This window comes from Cryobacterium sp. M15 (genome assembly GCF_002929675.1).
Classification (GTDB): Bacteria; Actinomycetota; Actinomycetes; order Actinomycetales; family Microbacteriaceae; genus Cryobacterium; species Cryobacterium lyxosi.
Genome location: NZ_PJJW01000024.1, coordinates 31,128 through 49,446, shown reverse-complemented (window position 1 = coordinate 49,446; position 18,319 = coordinate 31,128). Strand labels below are relative to the sequence as shown.

At 62.2% G+C, this 18,319-nt stretch carries 18 protein-coding genes and 2 riboswitches; of the genes, 7 read left to right on the top strand and 11 right to left on the bottom strand.

Annotation, left to right across the window (positions count from 1 at the left end; genetic code table 11):
- Positions 1–369: 369 nt before the first annotated feature.
- Positions 370–501 carry a hypothetical protein gene (locus CXY83_RS18305; RefSeq protein WP_255408715.1) on the top strand — a complete coding sequence of 44 codons (132 nt, stop codon included), beginning with the start codon at positions 370–372 and terminating at the stop codon, positions 499–501.
- Positions 502–913: 412 nt separating this feature from the next.
- Here the strand turns inward: CXY83_RS18305 and CXY83_RS01240 are convergent, their stop codons facing one another.
- From CXY83_RS01240 to CXY83_RS18300, 3 genes are all read right to left on the bottom strand, one after another.
- Entirely contained in the window at positions 914–1,966 is a 1,053-nt protein-coding gene (locus CXY83_RS01240) for a TerC family protein (RefSeq protein ID WP_104195606.1), read from the bottom strand.
- Positions 1,967–2,849: 883 nt separating this feature from the next.
- The gene (locus CXY83_RS01235; protein WP_233200503.1) at positions 2,850–4,247 is read right to left on the bottom strand and encodes a multicopper oxidase family protein; all 1,398 of its coding nucleotides are present in this window, start codon (positions 4,245–4,247) and stop codon (positions 2,850–2,852) included.
- A 370-nt stretch (positions 4,248–4,617) separates the two neighbouring features.
- Positions 4,618–4,746, bottom strand: a complete 129-nt coding sequence (locus CXY83_RS18300) for a hypothetical protein (RefSeq protein ID WP_255408714.1) — start codon at positions 4,744–4,746, stop codon at positions 4,618–4,620.
- 606 nt (positions 4,747–5,352) lie between these two features.
- Here CXY83_RS18300 and CXY83_RS01230 point away from each other — a divergent pair.
- From CXY83_RS01230 to CXY83_RS01215, 4 genes are all read left to right on the top strand, one after another.
- A complete protein-coding gene (locus CXY83_RS01230) occupies positions 5,353–5,733 on the top strand; it encodes a hypothetical protein (RefSeq protein WP_104195604.1) in 381 nt (126 codons plus the stop codon).
- 69 nt (positions 5,734–5,802) lie between these two features.
- Complete coding sequence (locus CXY83_RS01225; RefSeq protein WP_369831112.1) at positions 5,803–6,141, top strand: RNA polymerase sigma factor; 339 nt, start codon at positions 5,803–5,805, stop codon at positions 6,139–6,141.
- 272 nt (positions 6,142–6,413) lie between these two features.
- A riboswitch (TPP riboswitch) is annotated at positions 6,414–6,514 on the top strand.
- 56 nt (positions 6,515–6,570) lie between these two features.
- Positions 6,571–7,335, top strand: coding sequence for a 3-oxoacyl-ACP reductase (locus CXY83_RS01220; protein WP_104195602.1), 765 nt, complete (start codon positions 6,571–6,573; stop codon positions 7,333–7,335).
- Between the two features lie 13 nt (positions 7,336–7,348).
- Entirely contained in the window at positions 7,349–8,665 is a 1,317-nt protein-coding gene (locus CXY83_RS01215) for an LLM class flavin-dependent oxidoreductase (RefSeq protein ID WP_104195601.1), read from the top strand.
- On the opposite strand, the gene CXY83_RS01210 is transcribed toward CXY83_RS01215, so the two are convergent.
- Genes CXY83_RS01210 through CXY83_RS01200 form a run of 3 tightly spaced genes read right to left on the bottom strand, consistent with a single transcriptional unit; the run spans position 8,662 to position 11,312 of the window.
- Positions 8,662–9,456 carry an ABC transporter ATP-binding protein gene (locus CXY83_RS01210; RefSeq protein WP_104195600.1) on the bottom strand — a complete coding sequence of 265 codons (795 nt, stop codon included), beginning with the start codon at positions 9,454–9,456 and terminating at the stop codon, positions 8,662–8,664. The two genes, CXY83_RS01215 and CXY83_RS01210, sit on opposite strands and share 4 nt — an antisense overlap.
- Entirely contained in the window at positions 9,449–10,261 is an 813-nt protein-coding gene (locus tag CXY83_RS01205) for an ABC transporter permease (protein WP_104195599.1), read from the bottom strand. The genes CXY83_RS01210 and CXY83_RS01205 overlap by 8 nt, the downstream gene beginning before the upstream one ends.
- Positions 10,251–11,312, bottom strand: coding sequence for an ABC transporter substrate-binding protein (locus CXY83_RS01200; RefSeq protein ID WP_104195598.1), 1,062 nt, complete (start codon positions 11,310–11,312; stop codon positions 10,251–10,253). The genes CXY83_RS01205 and CXY83_RS01200 overlap by 11 nt, the downstream gene beginning before the upstream one ends.
- 39 nt (positions 11,313–11,351) lie before the next feature.
- A riboswitch (TPP riboswitch) is annotated at positions 11,352–11,461 on the bottom strand.
- A 54-nt stretch (positions 11,462–11,515) separates the two neighbouring features.
- Between CXY83_RS01200 and CXY83_RS17540 the strand changes: the two genes are divergently transcribed.
- Positions 11,516–11,668, top strand: a complete 153-nt coding sequence (locus tag CXY83_RS17540; protein ID WP_158251792.1) for a hypothetical protein — start codon at positions 11,516–11,518, stop codon at positions 11,666–11,668.
- A gap of 102 nt (positions 11,669–11,770) precedes the next feature.
- On the opposite strand, the gene CXY83_RS01190 is transcribed toward CXY83_RS17540, so the two are convergent.
- The 4 genes from CXY83_RS01190 to CXY83_RS01175 are packed head-to-tail and all read right to left on the bottom strand — an operon-like array spanning position 11,771 to position 15,763.
- Positions 11,771–13,027, bottom strand: coding sequence for a Zn-dependent hydrolase (locus CXY83_RS01190; RefSeq protein ID WP_104195597.1), 1,257 nt, complete (start codon positions 13,025–13,027; stop codon positions 11,771–11,773).
- A complete protein-coding gene (locus CXY83_RS01185) occupies positions 13,024–14,262 on the bottom strand; it encodes an amidohydrolase (protein WP_104195596.1) in 1,239 nt (412 codons plus the stop codon). Before CXY83_RS01185 ends, CXY83_RS01190 begins: the two co-directional genes overlap by 4 nt.
- Positions 14,259–14,984, bottom strand: a complete 726-nt coding sequence (locus tag CXY83_RS01180) for a hypothetical protein (protein ID WP_104195595.1) — start codon at positions 14,982–14,984, stop codon at positions 14,259–14,261. Before CXY83_RS01180 ends, CXY83_RS01185 begins: the two co-directional genes overlap by 4 nt.
- A gap of 23 nt (positions 14,985–15,007) precedes the next feature.
- Positions 15,008–15,763 (bottom strand): DUF5058 family protein, encoded by a 756-nt coding sequence (locus CXY83_RS01175; protein WP_104195594.1) that lies wholly within the window; start codon positions 15,761–15,763, stop codon positions 15,008–15,010.
- Positions 15,764–15,868: 105 nt separating this feature from the next.
- Here CXY83_RS01175 and CXY83_RS01170 point away from each other — a divergent pair, with 105 nt between their 5' ends.
- Positions 15,869–16,828 (top strand): Lrp/AsnC family transcriptional regulator, encoded by a 960-nt coding sequence (locus CXY83_RS01170; protein ID WP_104195593.1) that lies wholly within the window; start codon positions 15,869–15,871, stop codon positions 16,826–16,828.
- A 16-nt stretch (positions 16,829–16,844) separates the two neighbouring features.
- Here CXY83_RS01170 and CXY83_RS01165 read toward each other — a convergent pair whose 3' ends face one another.
- Entirely contained in the window at positions 16,845–18,272 is a 1,428-nt protein-coding gene (locus tag CXY83_RS01165; RefSeq protein ID WP_104195592.1) for an amidase, read from the bottom strand.
- Positions 18,273–18,319 lie beyond the last annotated feature (47 nt).

Genomic DNA, 18,319 nt, shown 5'->3' with positions numbered 1-18,319 from the left:
CTCCCTCGCCCGTCGTTTAGCCAGTCTCATCACTTGTTCACGCTGCCGAGGTTCCGTGCACAGATACCTTCTCGTTCCTGCCGGTGTTGGCGTTGGTGTTGGTGTTGGTGTTGGTGGGACTCTGTTGTCGACCGGGCATTCATCAGTACATGACTTGTCCTTGATGTCCACGCACGGCAGAACGATGACGTACGTCACAGTGCTACCCGCACGGTGTACTGCAGGATTAGCTCCTGACAGAACCTGATCAGGCGGCCATCCCAAACACCGCGGGCACTTCATCGAGAGCGTTAAGAATGCTCTTGGCAATCGGCCGGCCCAGTGACACGCACCCATGATCGTTTTGCGAGGCTGGTTAGCAGAATTTGGGTGAGAGCACGTTTGTGGGCGCTCACCCGCGGCGTACCGAAGCGCGTCGGGCAGTCCCAGGCCTCGGCCAGGCCGACTGCCTGCGCAGCTACCGGGACATCCGTCTCGAAGTATTACGGCGGAGCGGTGTAGATCGAACCTTCCAATCGGGCGAATTCGATCATCAAGCCCCGGTAAGGAATGGGAGCATGGCTTCCAAGAGAACGTAGCGGCCCACAACCTGTCCAAGGCTGCAGCAATGCATTTTTCGCGGTGAGCGCGATGCCGTGACCACCGATAAAAGAGTTCGGCCGTGGTGTGAGTGCGTCCCGTTGTGCGGGATCGTGACGCGGCGAGACTGTTCAGCTCGTTGATCACCGCTTGGCAGCGAAGGGCCCACCGGTGCACGATGGCTGCGTCGGTAGTGAACCCCATTCGCGGCCACAAAAGCGCGATACTACCCTGCCCGTTTCCGCGCAGGGTATCGGCGGAGTGTGGGTGCATCTTCCTCTTCGTGTCAGGGACGTTGTCGGCAAGAAGTAAATTCCACTGGTGACACAGGCTCTTACTTTCGTCGGTCACGATCGGCGCCGCTTTCGTTGCTGGTTCTGACGCGCGGTTTGTGCCACACGGACTCGACGCGGGCGATTTCGTCGTCAGTTGCCATCCGGAACGGTCCGGCGCTTGTCACCTCGACCGAACGCCGGGATTGACCGCGGGTAGCGACAAGGCTGGCGACGATCGACACGGTCAAGATGGAGGCTATGACGAGAAGCGATACCGTGGTGGGGATGTAAAAGACTTCGAGCAGCAGCATTTTCACCCCGACCCAGACGAGGAGTACAGCGAGACCGATCTTCAGATATACGAAGCGGTGCATTAGGTCGGCGAGGAGAAAATACATCGCCCGGAGCCCGAGGATCGCGAACGCGTTGGCGGTGAAGACGAGGAACGGTTCGGAGGTGACGGCGAATATCGCGGGAATAGAGTCGACGGCGAAGACGATGTCGGTGACCTCGACGAGCACGAGTACGGCGAGCAACGGGGTCGCCAGAAGAATCCCGCCTTTCCTAATGAGGAGGCGCTGTCCGTAAAAGGCATCGGTCATCGGTACGTGCCCGCGGAACCAGGTGTAGGTGCGTGATTTCTCGGGGTCGAAGTTTTGATTCCGATGGCGGAGCATCTGAATGCCGGTGAAGACCAGGAACGCGCCGAAGATGTAGAGCACCCAGCTGAAGTTCTCGATCAGGGCAGCGCCTGCTGCAATGAAGATCCCGCGAAAGACCAGCGCTCCGAGCACGCCGAGAAACAAGACGCGGTGCTGAAACTGTGGTGGTACGGCGAATGCGGTGAAGATGATCGCCCAGATGAATACGTTGTCGACCGCGAGTGACTTCTCGATCACGAAGCCAGCGAAGTATTGCTGCCCGAATTCGGCGCCGAATAGCCACCAAATGATTGCGCCGAAGGTGACGCCGGACGCGACCCAGAAGATCGACCATCCCGCGGCTTCCTTCACACCGATGATGTGCGCCGTGCGATGGGCGATGAGGTCGATGGCGAGCATGGCCATGATGACACCAAGAACAGTCAGCCAGGCCCATAGAGGAACAGTCATTGCGGATGCTGCCTTCCGAGGTAAATTCACTCGGAGGTCTGGTCCAGCCTGGTCGGGCCAACTCCGCCGAACCCCGATGACGGGATCGAATTGACGACGAAGCTTCTAGGGATTACTCCCCTCCTGGGGGTAGTAAACCAGACTTCAGCAGCAAAGTCGATAGGTTCAGGCCGGATCCACAATCTTTGTGGAGCTTCCTCGACACCATGCGACTCAGAGGTTTCAGTGTCTGCGGCGGTGAGTTCGGGGAAGATCACCCCTCGTCGAGGGTGTCGGTGGGGTTGTTCATGGTGGCCAGCTAGAGCATTGAGTCGGTGGAGGCGTCGCGGCGTTTGCCGGCTTCCCGTTCGTCGTGCTGCTCGATCAGGATCGATCGGCTTAGGCATAACAGGGCCGCGGGGTCGAGGCACACGCCGACGACGGCGCGGCGCGGCGTTTGACCTCGTTATTGACCCGTTCCGCTAACTGGCTCTTGTTATCAGGCCAAGTTCTCTGCCGCGGTTCTGGTTAGCCTGCTCGCCAACAGGCCCCGACCCCGTTGTGTGGACATCTCACAACGCGGTCGGGGCCACAGCGGAACCTGTTCCCTATGACGGGCCGTCGGAACTCCGAACCGGTCAGTAGGCGCTGCACGATGGGTGTTTCAACGCGACTGGCCCGATTCCCCAGGCGCCGCGTCGGCTGTGTCGCATGAACGGGTCATTTGCCGCGAACGCGCCAGGTCTTGGGCGAATTGTGGCTAGGACCAGCGCAGCAAGACCCAGACCGAGAGCAACCTCGGCGTCAGACCCTGATGCGCTGGTCACGGGCGATTTGATCGCAGTGGAGTCCGCGCTCGCATCACGGTAACCAACCTTTCACCTCTGTCCGACTTCCAGCCCGGTCAGGCTAGCCCGGTGTCCCATTGTGCTGGGGCCGCTGTTATCGGATTGTTCGTGATGGTGTCAACTGCGTCTTCGGGTCCAACCCGATATTGAACCATCATGTCGTGATCTTCGTGCACGGTGTTGTGGCAGTGAATCATGTACCGGCCACTGTGTGGCCCGAACTTCATCAGTACCTTGACGTTTTCATTCTCGCCGACGTAGACAACGTCCTTCGGACCCTTCTCATATGCGAACGGAGCCTGCCCGTTTCGGCTGAGAATCTGAAAGTCGATCAGATGGACGTGCATGGGGTGGTACCAGCCGCCAGCGTTGTTGGCAAATTCCCAAACCTCAACCGAGTTCAGTTCCGGATTCGCCAATACGTCACGGTATCCACTGGCAACGACTTGATCCCACGTACTGCCGTTCACGGTCCACAAACCGTTGTTGCGGTTGACCCGGAATGAGCGCTGGACCGTCGCTGCGGAAGGTTTGAGCGACATCGCCTCACTCGGGGCCAGTTGCACGGGAATCGTGTTCCAGGTGGGATCTTTCGTGTCGACCGGGTCCGGAACGACGTCGAAAGCCATGATCGAATTTGTGAACTCGTAGTCGACGTTGTTTTTGTTAGACAGGTTGCGCAGCTCGATCCGTTGGCCCGCCTTGTATTTACGGAAGTCGATCAGAATTTCATAGCGCTCGGCCGGAGCGTGGCGCCAGCTCGCCACGGACTGGGATACCGGCATCAGTCCGCCGTCGGTGGCGACGACTGTGACGGGATCTCCCGTGCTGAGGGTTGGACGCAACGATCGGGAAATGCAGGCGTTCACGACGCGGAACCGGTAGACGCGCTTCTTGACCTTCATGACCGGCCACGGCCTGCCGTTGACCAAAATCACATCGCCCCAGAGCCCGGAGTGGTCACTGTCATCAAAACCGAGCGATCCATCGACGGCGAACATGGCGTCATTAATGGTCAGGGCTACGTCGAATTCTCCCTGGGGAAGGAGCGCCCGTTCCAGCGGATCGTGCAGGTGGTACTGCGCGGCCAGGCCGGAGTAAACGTTGATCGCGGTGTGATGCACCGCATGATCGTGGTACCACAAGGTGCGGGCCGGTTGGAAATTGGGGTGGCGGTAGTCCTTGCGAAATCCCGGGTTCGTAATGTCATTTGCGTAGCCGTCATATTGTGGCAGCGAGGCGGATCCGTGCAGGTGCGTGGACGTGTAGAGCGGGTGACCGTCGAACGGATGCTTGGCAGGGAGCTGGTTCCGCACGCGCAGCACAGCCTTCGTCCCCTGTTCGACGCTGATGGTGGGGCCAGGAAAAATACCGTTGTACCCAAGAATTGGGGTCTTCAGCCGGGGAAGGATAGCAGCGGTGGCCGCCACCTCCGCGACAGTGAAATACTGCACGGGCGCCCCATCAACGGGATCAATACCCGATCGATCAGGCCGCAAAATGGGCGCCTGAACGAACGGTGTTTGATACGGTCGGGGCAATTCACTTGGAGCAAGAGCGCTCGCGGCTCCTGCTTCCGCATTCCGCAAAGGCAGCGTCAACAAACCCACTCCCACCGCTCCTGCACCACCTAATAACAAAACCTGTCGCCGAGAAATAGTCATGCTTTCAATCCTTTTATATGCTGTTGGATTCAGAACGGTATAACGCATCGGGGCGGGTGACTATGGATCTTTTCTTACAGAAGTGTGACGTCTGGAGCCGGGAGAAAATCAGGCTTTGTGGCTGTTCTCTGGTGCCAAAGCAATAGCTTCATCATGAAATTCAGATAACCAAGGTGGCCCGAATGGTTTCGCCCTGTGCGGCGGTCTGTCTGACCGGGGACGACCATGGTGCCGTGGGAATCGTCAGGCCCAAACCCTCGATCGAGTACTGCGCAGCGGTAAATTTCAAGCCTTGAGGCTCCAGCGCCGTCACCCCGACGACCACCCGCACCCGGTGGATTACCGGGGAATCTTTCCAAGCAACTCCGCTGCAGGCTCGGCCAGCATCCAACCGTGACCCACCAATGAGTCCACGTCGATAATGCGCGCCACGCCCCCATCAGCAGTGACCACAGATACTCCCAGCGGCGTGCGGAGCTCCGTCCTGCTGATGGAGAGAACAATGACCACTGCGACTCCGAGCAGCAAGAGAAGAAACGAACTTACTGCCACCAAACGGCCCCGGTGCTATCAACGCCGACTGAGAAGAGAACCAGTATTGCCAACAGTTTCAAGCGGTCAATGCAACAATTGCATAACATTATGACCGTATCGCCCAGGAATTTAGAATTTGTTACATGGTTTGTCAGACGGTCTGCGTGGTGCGAAAGATCACCGTGCAAGCCAAAGCGACGTGAATTAATCCTGTTCTGCGGATTCTGAAACCGTGGCTTCTTAGTCGCAGTGGTCATTAACGTTATCTCGACAGCTATGTGACCGATTTCTTGTCTATCAATTGTCTTGACATGCCCCATTGAGATCGCATAGATTTTAAGCGCTGCCCTGGACCTTGTCAGTGGATTCAATTACCACGTCTGGGGAGTCCCTTGTCTGCAGTTACTATTCGATCGTTCCGGCCCGCATCGTGACCGACGCCGAGACGGAGCCGCGTTCTCCGGAAAGCAGTATTGGCGGTCATCTGCTACTCGAACGGGTGGCCGCGGGTGACGCACTCGCCTTCGGCTCCTTGTATGACGCCTTCGTCGCCGACACCTATGCAATCTGCCTGAATAAGTGTGCAAACCCGTTACTGGCCGACAAAGCCATGGCAAAAACATGGATCTTCATATGGAGTCACGCCGCCGCCCTCAACGAACAGGCGGGTTCAACGAAATTCATCGTGCTATCTGCTACTTGGACCGTCACCTCGCAGGGCGGCAGATACTTTCCCAGCTGATTACCGGACAGTCAGGGTGATGCATTCCTTCCCCATTCTGAGACTTCTTATGCGTCTGGTCGGATTCTGGTGGACCGTGCTGTTGACGGCGATGTTCGAGCGTTCGAGGTGCTCGTACGGCGGCACGGGCCACTGATACGCATGTACATCATGCGCATCTTGGGCGCAAAAAGCGAGGTGGACGACGTCGTCCAAGAAACATTCATCACGGCATGGGCGAAACTGCCGAATCTAGAGAACCCTGCTGTGGTCAGGACACGGCGTCGGCGCGGCTCATTCGTGGGGGCAACCCGCATAAAGACGGTCCTCGAGTGCTGGGCACTGCTCACTCTTGCCTACTGTTTAGGTGGCCGTTCAGGCTGTCAGGTGCTTTGCGCGGCCGTGAGCGCCTTGGCCTTGCCCCGGTGAGTGGACACCTCACAAAAGAGAATGTTCTTAGCCTGGCGCAGCCACCGGAGCCCCCGTGTCGATCGTGTGCACCGACGGATGCTGAAGCAGACTGACGGTATCGGTGAGCCGGCCCGAGGCGATGGTGGCGTATAGGGCCCGCTGCTAGTCCGAGTCCGTAAATAACGGAGTTGGCGCTGAGCCCTGCAACGACAAAGTCGACCAGCGCGGCAGTTGATGAGTTCAGGCTTGGGACGCGAATTTGCCGGTACCGGCGGTTGCGTATACTCGGTCCCAGCGACACGGGGTGCCGACTGGATGACGGTCGGCTGAGATGACACCCGTTGAACCTGATCTAGTTCGAACTAGCGAAGGGATGTCACGGAGAATTTCGTGTACCAGAGTGGTGCCGAATCTCGTCCTTTCGCCTTACCTAAGGTGAAGAAAATCATGCAAATAGCAGAACAGATTGTCCTGGTCACCGGCGGTGCACGCGGCTTGGGTACAAGCATCGTGCACGCTTTCGCGGCTCAGGGCGCCCGGGTGGTCATTAACTATCGCAACAGCGCCGCAGCGGCGGAGACCCTGGCTGCCAGCTACGGCCCTGAACACGCTTTTGCTGTGCGGGCCGACGTCACCGACCGAGCCCAGGTCGCGGCAATATTCACGCAGGCTCAGGCACATTTCGGGGCCACCGTGACGACGGTGGTCAATAACGCGTTGGCCGATTTCCAATTCAACGGCGATGCCCGCTCCGGCGCTGCCGACATCAGTTGGGACGAGTTTGAGGCGCAGTTCTCTGGCAGTGTCCGCGGTGCCCTGAACACGACCCAGCAGGCGCTGGCCGGCATGCGCGAGGCCGGGTTTGGCCGCATTATCAACATCGGCACGAACCTATTCCAAAACCCGGTGGTGCCGTACCACGACTACACGGCCTCCAAGGCCGCACTGCTCTCGTTGACCCGCACCCTTGCCTCAGACCTTGGCCCGCACAACATCGCGGTGAACATGGTCTCCGGGGGGCTGTTGCGCACCACGGATGCCAGCGCAGCCACCCCCGAGGACGTGTTCGACTTCATTGCCGCGTCCACCCCGCTGCGCAGGGTGACAACCCCCGCCGAATTTGCCGATGCGGTACTTTTTTTTGCTTCCCCCTGGGCGCGGTCGGTCACCGGGCAGAACCTGGTGGTCGACGGCGGCCTGGTGATGAACTAGGGGCGCGCCGCTCATGTCAGCTCCGCGCCAGCTTCACTTCAATGCATTCCTCATGGGTTGTGGCCACCACGGTGCCGCTTGGCGGCGGCCGCAGTCGCCCGCCGACCAGTTGGGAGACATCAGTTTCTATGAACGGCTCGCCCAAAGCGCTGAACGTGGCTTCTTTGACGCCGTGTTCTTCGCCGACGGGCATGCCGTCGGTGATGTGAGTACCGGCCCGCGGTGGTTTCTTGAGCCGTTGACCGCGATGGCCGCGATGGCGCGGGCGACGAGCCGCATCGGGCTGGTCAGCACCGTCTCGGCATCCTTTTACACGCCGTTCCACGCGGCGCGCATGCTTGCATCGTTGGATCACATCAGTAAGGGGCGCATCGGCTGGAACGTGGTCACCTCCATGTTTGACGCCGAAGCCCGCAACCATGGAATGGACGTGCTGCCCTCCCATGATCAGCGCTACAGCCGGGCAGCGGAGTTCATCGAGGTGGCACTGAAATTGTGGGATTCGTGGGAGGACGATGCTTTGGTCCTGGACCGCGGAGGTCTCTACGCTGACCCGACCCGGGTGCGAGCGATCGGCCACTCCGGCGAACACTTCCGGGTGGACGGTCCGCTGACGGTGCCGCGCCCGCCGCAAGGTCGACCGGTATTGTTCCAGGCTGGCGCCTCCGACCCTGGCCGGGCGCTGGCCGCCCGTTATGCCGAAGGAATCTATGCGGTGGCCTATGACCTCGCCAGCGGGCAGGAGTATTACCAAGATGTGAAGAAGCGCATTACCGAAGCCGGCCGCGATCCGGATGCGGTGTTGATCATGCCCGGACTCGTCACTTATGTCGGGTCCACACAAGCGCAGGCGCAGGCGAAGCAGGCGGAGGTCGACGCCCTCCTGCCGACCGAACAGTCGCTCGCGCAGCTGGGAACGTTCGTGCAACAGGATTGCAGTAACTGGGACTTGGATGCGCCGGTGCCGCCGCTGCCGCCGCTGGCAGGCTTCACCGGGCCGCAGGGCCGGTATGCGACCATCCTACGAATTATCCAGGCTGAGCAGCCCACGGTCAGGCAGTTACTGGGCCGGCTTGCCGCCGGCGGTGGGCATTGCACCATGGTCGGTACGCCGGAGCAGATCGCCGACCAAATCGAATTGTGGTTTCATTCCGGTGCCGCAGACGGCTTCAATGTCATGCCGCCGCTGCTGCCGGAATCCTTGGACGAGTTCGTGGACCGGGTGATCCCTGTGTTGCAACGGCGCGGTCTGTTCCGCAACCGCTACACCGCCGATACCTTGCGTGGGCATCTGGGGCTACAACGCCCCACGGTCGGCGCTGACGCTTAGGGTGCCCTGGACGAGCGGGTTTCCTCGTGCAGGGTCGCCAGGAGTGTGCGTTCGTATCCGGCGAACTCTGCTGAGGTGGTCATCGACAGCGCGCGCGGCCGTGGCAGGTCGATGGTCAGGTTCAGCCGCACGGATGCCGGCCGCGCACTGAGAACGACCACCCGGTCGGCGAGGTAGATCGCCTCACGGATGTCGTGGGTGATCAGCACCGCAGTCCAGGCGTTTTGGGACCACACCCCCTGCAACCAGGACTGCATGTCCGTGCGGGTGAGGGAGTCCAGAGCCCCGAAGGGTTCGTCCAGCAGCAGGACATCTCTGCCCTGCACCACGGTGCGCAGCAAGGCCGCGCGCTGGCGCATGCCCCCGGAGAGTTCGAAAGGATGTGCATCTTCAAAACCAGACAGGCCGAAGGCTGGAAAGAGACTGGCCGCCCGTGCTCGGGCGATCTTCTTAGTTTCTCCCGCAACCTCGAGGCCGAGGGATGTGTTCTCCAGAATGCTGCGCCAGGGGAACAACAAATCCTTCTGCGGCATATATGCGAAGTGTTCATGTTGACCGGTGACGACATCCCCGTCGACGAGAATCTCACCGGAACTGGCCGTCTCCAGGCCGGCCATGATGTTGAACATGGTGCTCTTGCCGCATCCGCTCGGACCGATCACGGCAACGAATTCACCCGGCTGCGCCGAGAAGGCGACGTCGTCGAGGACCGACCGTACCTGCCCGTGGCCGAGCGGAAACGACTTACATATTCCGCGCAATTCGATCTTCGGGGGCGTTGCCTCAACCATGCCGGCTCCTACGTTCCTTCGAATGCCAAGGGATGATCGCCCGTTCGGCGACATAGGTCAACAGAAACAGGCACACGCTCACGAACGCGGTCACCGCAACGGCAGCCAACACAAGATCGGTGCGAAACGAGTTCTTCATCATCGCCATATAAATGCCCAGGCCTCGCTCGGCGCCGACATACTCGGCAAAAATGGCACCGGTGACGGCGTAGGCGATTCCGATTCGGAGGGCTGTGAAGAACGAGGGAAGCGCCGACGGAAGACGCACGTACACGAACTGCTTCCACCGGTTGGCCCCCATGCTGCGCAGCAGATTGATCGCGTCTCGATCGGTGCGGTTGAAACCGTCAATCAGTCCGACCGTGACCGGAAAGAAGGTCACCAGGGCGATGACGATGACTTTGGGCAGCATTCCGAACCCGAACCAGATAACTATCAGCGGCGCGATCGCGATGATGGGTATGGCTTGGGATGCCACCAGCAGTGGTACCAGCGCTCGCCGTAGCCCGGGCGAAAAATCGATCAGGATCGCCAGCGTCCAAGCGACGGTCAGGGAGACGGCGAAGCCGAGAAACGTTTCTTGCAGGGTAGGGAGCGTATTCTCCCAGATCGCGGTGCGGGCCTCCCAGCCCTGCTGAAGAATGCGCTGCGGGGAGGGCAAAATCGCCGGTTGCACTCCACCGACCGTTACCGCCACCTGCCAGGTGATCACGAGCGCGGCGAGGATCGCGGCAGGAGGCGCGAGCGCCGAGAGTACCCTCGTGCGGGGCGCTGGAGCCGGCTTCACGGTGATGCTATTTTTCACTAAGGTAGCGCTCGGTGAACAATGTCGACGTGTCCAGCGATGCCGTGAGCGGTTTGCCGTCTTCGTCGGCCAAGAGGCCGGCACCGTAGAGGAAATCGGCCAGGTCCTGCCAAGTGTCTGCCGACTGAGTGCCCACCTTACCGTTGGCATCTTTGAGGTAGGAAGCGCTCAGTTTTTTCTGGCTTTGGTAAACGAGTTCCGTGTTTTCGAAGGCGCCGGGATTGGCATCGATCAAAATCTTAGCCGCGGCATCTGGATTATCGGCCGCGTACTGGTAGCCCTGTTGCAGGGCCTGAACGAACTGAGCAGTGGCGGTGGGGTGCTTGGCTGTCCAGGCCCGGTTTGCCTCGACGATCACCGAGTATTGGTCCGGTACGCCATAATCCTGCAGAGCGAAGAACTTCATCGGGGTGCCACGAAGAGCGGCATCGATACCCTCCCAGGTGGTGAATGCCGAGGTGAAGTCAACTTTGCCGGCATAGAGGGCCTCATAGGCGGAGGTGCCCAGCGTGATTTTCTTGAACTCGCCCGTTCCACCATCGTTCTTGATCACGTCCGAAGCCTCGGTGGGAAAAGTTGTGCTGGGGTCTGCCATGCCGAGGGTCTTGCCGTCGAGGTCCTTGGGGCTGCGAATGTCGTCGCGGCTGGCCAGGACCCCGATCGCCGTAGCGTCGTGCTGCAGCACCGACATCACCGAGATGTTACGCACGCCCGCTGCCGCCGCGAAGGTGGCCGCGTGCTGGAAGCTGATACCGAAGTCAGCTGAACCGGCGTTGATGAGTGCGTCGGGGGATGACTGGCTGTAGGGAAGCACCCTCACCTCAAGCCCCGCCTGCGTGAAGTAGCCCTTCTCAAGAGCGACATACAGCCCGGTGTGATTGGTATTCGGTGTCCAGTCCAAGGCGAAGGCCACCGGAGTCAACGCGATAGACGAGTCGGTGCCTGTCGCCGAGTCTGAGGCGCAGCCGCTCAGAACTGTCGCCGCGGCAAGAGCCAGCGCGACCACCGTCACCCACCGCGACGGCGCACTTTTGGATAGAGATAGTTGCATTGTCGTGCCCTCCTTGATTGCAGAAATATCAGGGCACGGGATGTGAGAAAATTGCCTCCCTGCGCTGGCATGATCCAGATCAGGTTCGACGGTCGAAGATTGATAATCTTCCTCTCAGCCCGGCTCACCGGACTCCCGTGTTCAAGATGAGTGTAACCAAAAAAAGATCAAGCCTGGACGAACAACGTGTTGGTTCACACTCAATGCCTGCATACCAAGTCTTCGAACATCACCATGACGACTCCGACGAGGTCACCACCAGAACCTCGATCAGGCGCAGTGATGTCCGCTACTGTGCCGATCCTGCTGCTGTGGCCGCCGGTACCTCGATCAGGCACCCGGATGCGACGTCGTAGATATAGCCCGGACCGGGATGTTTCTCGGTACGAGCGGATGGCATCGTCAGGCGCGCGCTGTCACGTGGGTTCCACTATCTGATGCGAGCGAGGGCGGGACCGTCAATCGCGGGCGAGGCACAGCAGGGTATCGAGCAGCACGTTCGCACCGTTCTCCACGTCGATCCAGGCAGTGTTCTCCTCGGGGCAGTGGCTGCGTCCATCGATGCTCGGAACGAAGATCATGCCCGTCGGCGCCAGCTGAGCCATGTTTTGCGAGTCATGGCCGGCCCCGGACGGCAGCGAGCTGTACAACAACCCGCGCGCGGCGGCCGCGGTGGCGATGGTTGCCTGGATGTTGGCGTCGAGCTGGACCGGCGGGATCGTGACCTCAAAATCGAACTCCACTGCGACCTCGTAGCGCAGGGCGATCTCCCGGGCCACATCCACGATGGTTGTCTGCAACATGTCCACCAGATCCGCCTCAGCTTCCCGGAAATCCACCGTGACCCGGGCCAGCCCGGGGATCACGTTGGCGCTCCCCGGCTCGACCATCACGATGCCCGAGGTGACGACGGCGCGCTCGCTCACGCGTGAAGCCACTTCGGGCAACGCCACGAGCAGCGCGCCGGCGGCAGTGAGGGCGTCGCGGCGCCGGTCCATCGGGGTGGTCCCGGCATGGTCGGCCCGGCCCCGGAACGACACCACGCCGCCGCCGAGCGCCACGATGCCGGTGACCACGCCGATGTCGTGCCCGAGCTGCTCGAGCGTCGGTCCCTGCTCGATGTGCAGCTCCACCGTGGCGTGCAGCGCGGCGGGGTCTAACTTGGTCGCCGTGGCCGCGTCGAAGTCTCCGCCGGCGGCTGCGAATGTGTCGGCGAACCGGTCGCCGTCCCGACCGGTGAGCGACTCCAGCTCGGTCCGGGAAAATCCTCGCGCGAGTGCGCTCGACCCGAACAGGTGAGCATAGTTGCCCTCCTCGTCGGTGAACATGACCGCCCGCACTGGTCGGTCCAGAGCTGGGCGTTCCTCTTGGATGCGGCGCAGGCATTCCAGCGCGGCGAGCACGCCGAGCGCCCCGTCGAATGCGCCCCCGTTGGGCACGGTGTCGATGTGCGACCCGGACCACACGGCGGGCCGGCCGGCGGTGTGGTCGTCATATTCGGGCGATACGACGATGTTGCCGATGCCGTCCACTTCCGCGCTGAGACCGGCATCGGCGCAGCGCCCGAGCAACCATGCGCGGGCCTCGCCATCCGCAGCCGAGAAGGACGTGCGATCCAGGCCACCGCCCGGCCCGCGGCCGATGCTGCCGAGGGCCTTGAGGTCAGCGACCAGTCGGGGCCCGTTGACCGAGAGTCGGGCTGTTGCGGTGTTCATGCGGCGCCGCCCGGCGTGCCGACCCGCGACAGGACTGCGGTGAGGGCTGCGGTGAGCCCGGCTGCCAAGGCCGGCTCGGAGTCCGGGGCGAAGTGAGGGGAGTGGTTGCCGGCGACGGAATCGGTTGCGTCGATGGTCTGCTGGGAATAGCCGCCGAACATCCAATACACCGAGGGCACGCCGATGGCCTCGGCGAGCAGTCCGAAGTCCTCACTGCCCATCACCGGCGGCACCTCGATGACGCAGTTCGTTCCGAGGGCGCCGCCGAGCTCAGTGATCAGCTGTTGGGTCGCCGCCGGGTCGTTGTAGCAGCGGGGAAATGTGGAGAGCACCTCGATCACAGGTTCGGGGGCTCCGGATGCCTGTGCTTCGGCCGCGATGATGCGGCGCAGCGAGTCCAGTACGCGGGTGCGTACCTCGACGTCAAAGGTGCGCACGTTGACGGTGAACTCGGCAGTGGCGGGGATGATGTTTTCCTTGAGTCCGCCGTGGAAGGTGCCGACCGTGACCACGGCGGCCTTCATCGGGTGCACTTCGCGCGACACGATGGTCTGCAGACGCACGATCATGTGAGCACCGAGCACGATCGGGTCGATCGACTGATCGGGCTGGGAGCCGTGGGCCTGGCGGCCGTGCACGGTCACCTTCCAGGAATCGGCCATGGCCATCGCCACGCCGCTGCTGATGTCGACGGTGCCGGCAAGGCCGGGCCATACGTGCTGGCCGTAAACGATCTCGGGGCGGGGGGCGCGATCCCACAGTCCGTCAGCGAGCATGGCTACCGCTCCCGCCCCGGTCTCTTCCCCGGGCTGGAAGATGAACACGACGGTGCCTGCCCAAGCGGACGGGTGGGTAACGAGGTGCTCGGCCAGTGTCAGCGCGACTGTCATGTGAGTGTCGTGGCCACACCCGTGCATCGCGGGTACGTCGGTGCCGTCGGCCAGGGTGCCGCGGGCGGTGCTCGCGTAGTCGAGTCCGGTTTCTTCCTGGATCGGCAGGCCGTCGATGTCGGCGCGGTAGGCGACCGTGGGACCGGCGCCGTTGCGCAGGATACCGACGACGCCGGTCCCGCCGCAGCGGAAGGTCTCGAGTCCGAGGTCGTCAAGGCGCCGGGTGAGGAACGCACAGGTCTCGGTCTCCTGCATGGACAGTTCCGGATGCGCGTGCAGGTGCCGGTACAGCTCCTGCATTGTGCGGGTCGTGGTGTCGTCAGTCGGGAGGAGGGTCACGGTCATGAGATCTCTTTCGTGGAGTCGGAACGGGGTTTGCTGCGCAGGAACCAGGCCAGCACGGCGGTGGTGACGACGGTGATTCCGGTGGCGAGGTTTGCGATGGTGGGGATGGCGGGCACGAGCACGAAGAAGACGAACCCGGCTGTGCCGATGGCGATAAGCGTGACGCGAGGTTGTTTCAAGGACACTACGAGCTGCACGATGACCCCGCCGATGATGCTGGGGAAGATGTACAGGCGCGCAACGTCGGTGACGTCGGCTGGCACGATATTGACAAGCCAGGAACCCAGTAGGCCGACGAACACCAGCATGAAGAACACGTGCACCATTGCCGCGCCGCAGATGGCCATCAGGGCTGAGAATTCGCCACGCTTGGTGCCAGCCTTAGCGCCGATGGCCGCCTGGGCGACCAGAGCAGAGGGAAGCAGCTTGTTGGCGATGTTACCGATCATGAACGCCTGGTACATCGCCGCCGGGCCAAGGATCGGGTAGTAGGTGATCGGTTCGACCACCCACAGCACCGAGAACACCGCGGCAACGGCCAGAAAAGCGATCCAGACCTGTGTCTGCGTGATGCCAAGGTCGGCGAACAGCACCAGGTAGAGCGGCGCGGCGAGCGACATGACCAATGCGGCGATCATGGTGAGCCGACCCCAGCGGCTGGTCGTGCGGTCGAAGGTCGCCAAAACGGCGGACGGCGTGGAGATCACTGTTGTGGAGGACATGCTGACCTTTCTTGAGGTTGGAGTCAGGCGCCCGGGATGAGGCCGGTGGTGTGCAGGGTGTATGCGACGAAGAGCCCGATCACGATGGAAAAACCAAGACCCCATTCGCGCAGCCAAGCCACGTTGAAACGGTGTGCCAGGAACAGGCACATCCCCATCACCGCGGCCGAGGTGAGAACGGTCAGGATGTGCACGGGAGTTTTGCCGAGCTCTCCGATACCGAGGCTCGCGAACGCTCCGAGGAGAGCCGCAGCGGGAATGATGGCCATCAGGGCGGGGTTCACGCTGCGCAGCCGAGAGTCGCCGCGTCTGAGCAGCGGGGTCAGCACCAGTGTGGCGATCATCCACATGGCGCCGGAGAGACTCATCGCCATAAATGCGACGGCGAACACGCTCTGGGTGTAACTCGCGTCGCCAAGGGCTGCTCCCATGGTGGTGGCGGCAATACTGGCCGAGGCAGTCTCGGTGGCAGCCGACCCGACCAGACCGACGCGCACCAGCACAGCCGGGGTTCCGAACAGGCTGAGCAGGGCCACGCTGACGAGCACTACCGCCAGGGAGGGGCCAATGGCGGCCACGGCGCCGGCGCGGAAAGAGGTTTTCAGCTCGGCCGAGCTGATGCCGGCCGCCGGCGCGGCGATCCGGGCCGCACGTACGTACACGACCGTTTGCAGGATGATGGCGGCGAACACGCCGACAGCTAAAATCCACAGGATTGGCAGGTTGGCGATGGCGAGGATGTCGGTTGAGCCAGGGTCACCGGGCAGAGATGTGATCATAAGTGCTCCAGAGCTGAAATGCGGGTGGGGCGGTGCGTGATGATAGGTTCGGCGCTAAGGAACTCCTTGTATTGTCAAGGAACGGCGTACGAGCAGAGGTGGATTGTGCGGCTACTGGATCCCCTGGAGCGGCGGATCGCGGCCGCGCTGCAGTTCGACGGGCGCAGATCTTGGAGCCAAATCGCCGAAGTGCTCGGCGAACCGGAACGCACTGTCGCCCGCCGAGGCTGTGAACTGATCGAAGCCCGGCTGGTGCAGGTTGCCGGACTCCGCCCACAATCCACATCGGTGATCATCCGCGTGCAGACCGCGCCGGGCACCACTCGCGCGACCGCAAACGCACTGGCGCAGCGTCGGGATTCGACCTTCTCTTACACAATGACCGGCGGCGTGGATTGTGTCGCCGAAGTGCTGACCGAGGCCGATCTGATGCCGGCGCTGCTCACGGACGAGATCCCCGGTACGGTCGGCTTGGTGCGCGCAGTCAGCTACCCCGTGATGCACTACTTTCGCACCATCCGCGGCTGGCAGCCTGACTTGCTGACGGAGGTCGAAGCGGATGCCCTGCGGGCCGGTGTAACGACCGACACGTGGAGTCTGCAGGAGCCGCAGCGGCTGAGCCGGGTCGACAACGAGATTGTGGAGGCGCTTTGCCAAGACGGTCGGGTGTCCTGCGAACGGTTGGCCCGCCTGACTGGTGTGTCCAACGCCACGGCCCGCCGCCGCACGGAATGGCTGCTGCAGAACAACCATGTTTACATTCGGGCGGTCGTTGAACCGGCGAGTGTCGGGCTTCCGGTCGAAGCGTTTTTGTGGATCCGCAGCGACCCGAAGAACGTCGAGGCGGTCGGCCGAGACCTCGCGGCCTCGCCGCTGGTGAGGTACGCAGCCGCGGTCGCCGGTGACTACCAGATCGTCGCGAATGTCACCGCGAAGGACCAAGCCGCCCTCTATGCCTGCGTGACGTCCGCACCCTGGGTTGCTCACACCAAATCGATTGATGTCAGTCTGCTGCTCGAGGCTTTCAAACGTGGCGGACGAGTGCTGCAGCCCGCGCGAATCTGAACACCTCCGACGCATCTCAGCTACCGGTGTGGCACAGATCGGGAGCCTGCCACGCATACCGCGTGGCCTGTTCGAAGCAGTAGCCCACCCGCAGAAGTTCGACGTCCTGCCCGTGGTCCATGACCAGCTGCAATCCGACCGGCAGGCCGGACTCGCTGAAGCCCGCTGGTACGCAAAGCGCGGGAAGCCCGGTCGCAGAAACGACGCAGGCGGAGCGCATCCACTCGAGGTAGTTGTCAAAGGGCACGCCGTCGATCTCGGTCGGATACCGCAGGGCGGCATCGAAGGGAAGCAGCTGGGCAGCCGGACTCGCGAAGACGTCGTAGCGGGCGAAGAAGACGCGGGTCTTCTGCGCCAACCGGGTGCGGGCCAGCGCGGCCGAGACGACGTCGGCTCCGTTCAGAGCAAGGCCGCGCTCGACATTCCAGCGCACCTCGGGTTTGATTTTGTCGCTATGCCGAGCCACGAGATCGCCATAGGACAGGGCAAAGTCGAACGCGCGCACTGTGCTGAACACCTCGTCGGCGTCACGCAGGTCAGGGGCGGCCTGCTCCACCGTCGCGCCGAGGTCTTCGAACACCTGCAGCTTCTGGTGCAGCACGCGCAAAACCTCTTTCTCAACCGGAATGCCCAGACCGAAATCGTCGGACCAGCCGATGACGAGCCCGGTGAGATCGCGCTGCAGCGGCTCCAGAAACCGGCGTGCCGGCACCGGGTTGGGGTACGGTGTGTCGGCGTCTGGCCCGGCAAGCACTGACATAGCCAGGGCAATGTCGGTAACCTCCCGGGCCAGCGGACCGCTGCGAGAGAGCCAGCTCCAGGCGTTGAGGCTCGGCTGCAGGGGGATCACCCCGAGCGACGGCCGAAATCCCACCACATTGCAGAAGGAGGCGGGAATGCGTAGCGAGCCGCCCATGTCGCTGCCGTCGCTTATGGACTGGATGCGCGCGGCCAGAGCGGCGGCGGCCCCTCCGCTACTGCCGCCCGCGCTGAGCGACGGGTCGTACGGGTTGGTGGTCGTTCCGAAAACCTCGTTGAAGGTGTGTGACCCGGCAGCGAACTCCGGCACGTTGGATTTACCGGTGGTGACGACGCCAGCGGCCTTGAACCGTTCGATAATCAGATCGTCGTGGTCGGGAACGTGGTCGGCGAACAGCGGTGACCCGAAGGTCGTGCGCAGGCCCGCGGTGGAATGAGTGTCCTTATGCGTCATCGGAACGCCGTGCAGTGGAGGCAGATCATCACTGCTCAGGGTGCGGGCGTCGGCGGCCACCGCGAGGTGACGGGCCGCCTCACGGTCCTGGGTGACGATGGCGTTGATGCGAGGGTTGACCCGGTCGATCTGGGCGAGGTGCGCGTCAAGGGCTTCGTTGGCCGAGATCTCGCGTCGGCGAATGGCCAGAGCAAGCGCGGATGCTGACAGCTCGGTAATCTGGTCGCTCACGGTTTATCCCCTGCCTGGCCGGTAGACCGGATATCCCGGGTGCGTAG

What these genes read in the sequence shown, in the direction of transcription:
- CXY83_RS01215 (WP_104195601.1), top strand. Translation starts at nt 7,349, where the DNA reads ATGTCAGCTCCGCGCCAGCTTCACTTCAATGCATTCCTCATGGGTTGT.
- CXY83_RS01210 (WP_104195600.1), bottom strand. Translation starts at nt 9,456, where the DNA reads ATGGTTGAGGCAACGCCCCCGAAGATCGAATTGCGCGGAATATGTAAG.
- CXY83_RS01175 (WP_104195594.1), bottom strand. Translation starts at nt 15,763, where the DNA reads ATGATCACATCTCTGCCCGGTGACCCTGGCTCAACCGACATCCTCGCC.
- CXY83_RS01220 (WP_104195602.1), top strand. Translation starts at nt 6,571, where the DNA reads ATGCAAATAGCAGAACAGATTGTCCTGGTCACCGGCGGTGCACGCGGC.
- CXY83_RS01200 (WP_104195598.1), bottom strand. Translation starts at nt 11,312, where the DNA reads ATGCAACTATCTCTATCCAAAAGTGCGCCGTCGCGGTGGGTGACGGTG.
- CXY83_RS01180 (WP_104195595.1), bottom strand. Translation starts at nt 14,984, where the DNA reads ATGTCCTCCACAACAGTGATCTCCACGCCGTCCGCCGTTTTGGCGACC.
- CXY83_RS17540 (WP_158251792.1), top strand. Translation starts at nt 11,516, where the DNA reads ATGCCTGCATACCAAGTCTTCGAACATCACCATGACGACTCCGACGAG.
- CXY83_RS01190 (WP_104195597.1), bottom strand. Translation starts at nt 13,027, where the DNA reads ATGAACACCGCAACAGCCCGACTCTCGGTCAACGGGCCCCGACTGGTC.
- CXY83_RS01185 (WP_104195596.1), bottom strand. Translation starts at nt 14,262, where the DNA reads ATGACCGTGACCCTCCTCCCGACTGACGACACCACGACCCGCACAATG.
- CXY83_RS01240 (WP_104195606.1), bottom strand. Translation starts at nt 1,966, where the DNA reads ATGACTGTTCCTCTATGGGCCTGGCTGACTGTTCTTGGTGTCATCATG.